Annotated in this window: 3 protein-coding genes and 1 other RNA gene; 3 read left to right on the plus strand and 1 reads right to left on the minus strand. The window is 63.3% G+C overall.

Features of this window, described 5'->3' with window-relative positions; all coding sequences use genetic code 11:
- Positions 1-261: 261 nt before the first annotated feature.
- A complete protein-coding gene (recG, locus tag BQ17_RS08555) occupies positions 262-2,373 on the plus strand; it encodes an ATP-dependent DNA helicase RecG (protein ID WP_089726151.1) in 2,112 nt (703 codons plus the stop codon).
- Between the two features lie 124 nt (positions 2,374-2,497).
- Here the strand turns inward: recG and BQ17_RS08560 are convergent, their stop codons facing one another.
- Positions 2,498-2,986, minus strand: coding sequence for an LEA/WHy family protein (locus tag BQ17_RS08560; protein ID WP_089726152.1), 489 nt, complete (start codon positions 2,984-2,986; stop codon positions 2,498-2,500).
- 498 nt (positions 2,987-3,484) lie between these two features.
- On the opposite strand from BQ17_RS08560, the gene ffs reads away from it, so the two are divergent.
- An RNA gene (ffs, locus tag BQ17_RS08565) (signal recognition particle sRNA small type) lies at positions 3,485-3,581 on the plus strand.
- 166 nt (positions 3,582-3,747) lie between these two features.
- Positions 3,748-4,647: a complex I NDUFA9 subunit family protein gene (locus BQ17_RS08570; protein WP_089726154.1), complete on the plus strand. Its 900-nt coding sequence runs from the start codon at positions 3,748-3,750 to the stop codon at positions 4,645-4,647.
- Positions 4,648-4,752 lie beyond the last annotated feature (105 nt).

The following is a 4,752-nucleotide window of genomic DNA, read 5'->3' on the forward strand; positions in this document are numbered from 1 at the left end:
GTTCCCACGCGCCGCGTGGGAACGCAGAAGCTCCGCGCCGCGGAGTGTCTCGGAAACTCGTAGCCGCTGCTGCATGGACCTGATGTGCTTGATTTTCATGAGGATTCAGCTCAATTGAAAACGCCCACTAGGGTGTGTTGACATTTAGAAGGTCCGCACAGCGGACCCTACAGTCAATCAAGTCGTTAGGGTAGGGTCCGCTGTGCGGACCGCTTAGGTGCTGTGGACATTTAATATATGAAAACAGTCGGTTAGCGTTAAATGTCAACAGGACCTAGTAAGACTCAAGCCTTGAACCAAGTACCTGTGGAGGAACTCCACGGCGTGGGTCCGAAGGTCGCGGAACAGCTCGCCAGGATCGGTATCACCTCGGTCCGGGACCTGCTGTTCCATTTACCGCTGCGCTATCAGGACCGTAGCCGGGTGGTGCCGATCGCCGACCTGGAACCCGGCACCGAGGTCTTGGTGGAAGGGGAGATCAGGGATGTGGGCATCGGTTATGGTCGCCGCCGCTCCCTCAAGGTCTGGCTTGCGGACGCCTCGGAACAAGGGGGGATTCTGTTGCGCTTTTTTCACTTCTCCGGCAAGCAGGCCGCTGCTCTGAAGCCGGGGACCAAGTTACGTTGCTTTGGGGAGGTCCGCCGCGGTCCCCAGTCCTTGGAGATGGTGCACCCGGAATACCGGCACTATGGCCGCGCTGAACCGCCGCCCCTGGAAGATAGCCTGACCCCTATCTATCCGACCACCGAGGGGTTGCAGCAATCCTCCTGGCGTTTGCTCACGGATCAGGCGTTGGCGCTGTTGGAGCAGGACGACGCTATGCTGGAGGAATGGCTGCCGCGGGAGGTCCTGGAGCGCTTCCGGTTTCCAACCCTGGCAGCGGCCTTGCGTCTTCTCCACCGACCACCGGCCGCGACCTCGGCGGCGGCCTTGCGCGATCGCCGTCATCCCGCCCTGCGCCGATTGGTGTTCGACGAACTGGTGGCCCACCAGCTCGGCCTGCGTCGTCTCAGGTACCGGCAACAGCGCATCCGGGCCCCGGTACTCAGCGGAGACCGGCGCCTACGCGCAAAACTGCTGGCAGGATTGCCCTTCGAGCTGACCGCCGCCCAGCACCGGGTGACGGAGGAGATTGCGAGGGATCTGCAGCGCCCGCACCCCATGCTGCGCTTGCTGCAGGGGGATGTAGGCTCGGGCAAGACAGTGGTCGCGGCCTTGGCCTCCCTGCAGGCCGTTGAATCCGGCCGCCAGGTTGCCTTGATGGCGCCCACTGAGCTCTTGTCCGAACAGCACTTGCGCAACCTGCGCGGTTGGCTAGAGCCCCTGGGGCTGGACCCCCTGTGGCTGACCGGTCGCCACAAGGGTCGGGAGCGGGCGGAATTGGTGGCACGCATCGCGGGGGAGGGGGCCCCGGTGATGGTAGGCACCCACGCCCTGTTCCAGGACGATGTCCGGTTTCGAGACCTGGGACTGGTCATCGTCGACGAGCAGCACCGGTTCGGTGTGCACCAGCGCATGAAGCTGAAGGAGAAAGGGGCCCGGGCGGCGCAGGCACCCCACCAGCTCATCATGACCGCCACCCCCATCCCACGCTCCCTGGCCATGACCCTGTATGCCGACCTCGATCTCTCGGTGATCGACGAGCTGCCGCCGGACCGCACCCCGGTAACCACCGTTGCCGTCTCCGACGGCCGCCGTCAGGAGGTGATCGAGCGGGTACGGGACGCCTGTATCCAGGGGCGTCAGGCCTACTGGGTCTGCACCCTCATCGATGAGTCCGAGGCCCTGCAGTGCCGGGCCGCCGAGGACACCGCCGAGGCCCTCGCCGCGTCCCTGCCCGAACTGCGCGTGGGCCTAGTCCACGGTCGCTTGAAGGCCACCGAACGCGAGCCCGTGATGGCGGGTTTTGCCGCCGGCGAGCTGGACCTGCTGGTAGCGACGACCCTAATCGAAGTCGGGGTGGACGTCCCCAACGCCAGCCTGATGATTATCGAGAATCCGGAGCGTCTCGGTCTCGCCCAGCTCCACCAGCTTCGGGGCCGGGTAGGGCGCGGATCGGTCCGGAGCCATTGCGTGCTGCTCTACCATGCCCCCCTGTCCCCTCAGGCGCGGGCGCGGTTGGCGATCCTGCGCGAGAGCAGCGACGGCTTCGAGATCGCCCGCAAGGACCTGAAGCTGCGTGGCCCTGGGGAGGTCCTAGGGACCAGGCAGACCGGGGGTGTGCAGTTTCGGATCGCCGATCCCGCCGGCGATGAGCATCTGCTTCCCGCGGCCCGGCAAACCGCGGATCTTATCCTCGATCGATATCCAGGGCATGTGCGTCCCCTCATCGAACGCTGGCTTGGGGAACGGGTGGAATATGGAAGGGTGTAGCAATCCCGAATGATTTGGCGCTGTTTGGGGGACCGGAGGTTGTGTTACGCCGCGTTCGACACCATGTCTGTCCGGGCGCAGGAGGGATCTTTTCCCCCAGACAACGCCCAATAATTCAGGATTGCTAGCGGCTCATCATCAGCCGCATCAGGTCGGCCGCCTCGACCTCGCCACCATAGCTGAACGGCACGGGTAAGTAACCGCCGGCGAGCTTGAGGATACCCGAGATCCGGTAGTCCCATTTGCCGCCGGTCAGGGCCAGCTCCGGCACCTTCCGGATGAGATCCAACAGCTGGGTATTGACCTCGACATCGACGATCTCTGTGCCGAACGCCGGGATCTGCCGATCGAGATCGCCACCGCCGTTGGCGATCTCGTAGCCCTCCACCTCCAGCGCATAGGTCACGCCCTTGACAGGTAAGGTGCGATCGTTGGGGTTCTTGACCTTGAGACTGACGATGAAGGTCTGTCGGTCCGGGGTGAACTCACCGGGGCGGAACCCGGCCATGCTCACCTCGGGCGAGGCCCAGGGCTTGGTGAGCTGGGCGCAGCCGGAGAGTACGAGCAGCAATAGCAACGCGGAGAACAGGTAAGGACGAGCGAGCTGATACATCGTAAGCAGTCCATGGTCAGGGATTGAATCCGGGACAAGGCTATCAGATTATGCGGGTTAACATGGGCGTTTTCCGAGCAGTCCTAAAGATGCGGTTCGTCGTCTGCCCCGTCCCTGGGGAGGGTGTCGCAAAAGGCACCGATCTTCGCCCTTTGACCCCCCTCTCCCCAAGCCCCCTCACTGCGCTCGGCGCAGGCTTTCTCCCGGCGGGAGAGGGGCTTTTGCGACACCCTCCTGGGGCGGTAGGCAGGTACTCACCGCACCATTGATGCGGTTCGCGCTTCCTCGTGATGCCATCCTGTAAGACCTGCTGTGCTCACCACATATATGGCGGGTGGTGCCGTCCCTGGCTTACCCGCCCTACCACTATCCTACGGGCTGTGCCCGACCTCCGGGAGGCACGTACTCGCCCCAACGGTGGCCTTGTCTTCACGAGCTCGCTTTGATAGCGTTTCCATCCGAGCCCTGGCTTGCGTGGGGCTTTCTTATGGTGGTCCTCGTCGGTCCCCTCGCAACGCGAAGCCGTGAACCCGGTCAGGCCCGGAAGGGAGCAGCCGTAGCGGTGGCAGCGGGTGCCGGGGTGTGGCTGGCGGGGACCGCCTCCCTCCGTACATAGTACAGATGCTCTCAATTACCGATAACATTGCTGTAATAGTCTGTCATGCCCGCGAATGTGTGGATTGGGGTGGGGAGCGGACCCCGACCAAAGAAAAACGACGAGTCACGCGAATCCTCGCCTGTCGCGACTTGGAGTCATCACCATGACCAATCAGCGTATCTGTATCCTGGGCGGGACCGGTTTCGTCGGTCACCATCTGGTTACCCGGCTGGCGGCGTCCGGCTACCGCTGTCGGCTGCTTGCCCGGCGCCCGGAACGGCATCGGGATCTATCGCTCGTCCCCGGTACCGAGCTGCGTCGATCGGATATCTTTGAGACCGGTGTCCTCGAGAAACAATTGGAAGGCTGCACCGCCGTTATCAATCTGGTGGGTATCCTCAACGAGGGGAGTGGCCGGACCTTCCAGCGGGTCCATGTGGATCTGGTAGAACGCATCCTCGCTGCGGCCCAGGCGGTCGAGGTGCCCCGCTACCTGCACATGAGCGCCCTGCATGCCCAGTCCACCCGGGGTACGAGCCGTTATCTCCGCACCAAGGGCAAGGGCGAAGACCTGGCCCACGCTGGTACCCATATGCAGGTAACCAGCTTCCGCCCCTCGGTCATCTTCGGCCCCGGTGACGGCTTCTTCAACCGTTTTGCCACCCTTCTGAAGATCACACCGGGGGTCTTTCCCCTGGCCTGCCCGGACGCCCGTTTCGCGCCCGTCTATGTAGGCGATGTGGTATCCGCGATGGCAAAGGCCCTGGCCAACCCCGGCTGCGTAGGCAAAGGCTACGACCTGTGTGGCCCCCGCATCTATTCCCTCAAAGAGCTGGTCAAGTACACGGCGGGTTTGATTGGCCGCAAGACCATGGTGATAGGACTCCCCGACTTCGGGGCTCGACTCCAGGCCCGGGTCTTTCAATTGCTGCCGGGTAAACCCTTTACCATGGACAACTACCTCTCCCTACAGACCGACAGTATCTGCGAGCACGATGGCCTGGCAGAGCTCGGCATCGAGCCCCGGACCGTGGAGGCCCTGGTTCCCGGTTATCTGCACTGAGCCCTTTCTTAAGAGGCTGTCTAAAAAGGGGCCATAGGCCAAAGTAGAGGGTAGGCTGGGTTGAGGAACGAAACCCAGCGTTTACGGGCAAGTCTGGCTTGCTGG

The sequence above is a fragment of the Candidatus Thiosymbion oneisti genome (assembly GCF_900092655.1).
Taxonomy (GTDB): domain Bacteria; phylum Pseudomonadota; class Gammaproteobacteria; order Chromatiales; family Chromatiaceae; genus Thiosymbion; species Thiosymbion oneisti.

What these genes read in the sequence shown, in the direction of transcription:
- BQ17_RS08560 (WP_089726152.1), bottom strand. Translation starts at nt 2,986, where the DNA reads ATGTATCAGCTCGCTCGTCCTTACCTGTTCTCCGCGTTGCTATTGCTG.
- BQ17_RS08570 (WP_089726154.1), top strand. Translation starts at nt 3,748, where the DNA reads ATGACCAATCAGCGTATCTGTATCCTGGGCGGGACCGGTTTCGTCGGT.
- recG (WP_089726151.1), top strand. Translation starts at nt 262, where the DNA reads ATGTCAACAGGACCTAGTAAGACTCAAGCCTTGAACCAAGTACCTGTG.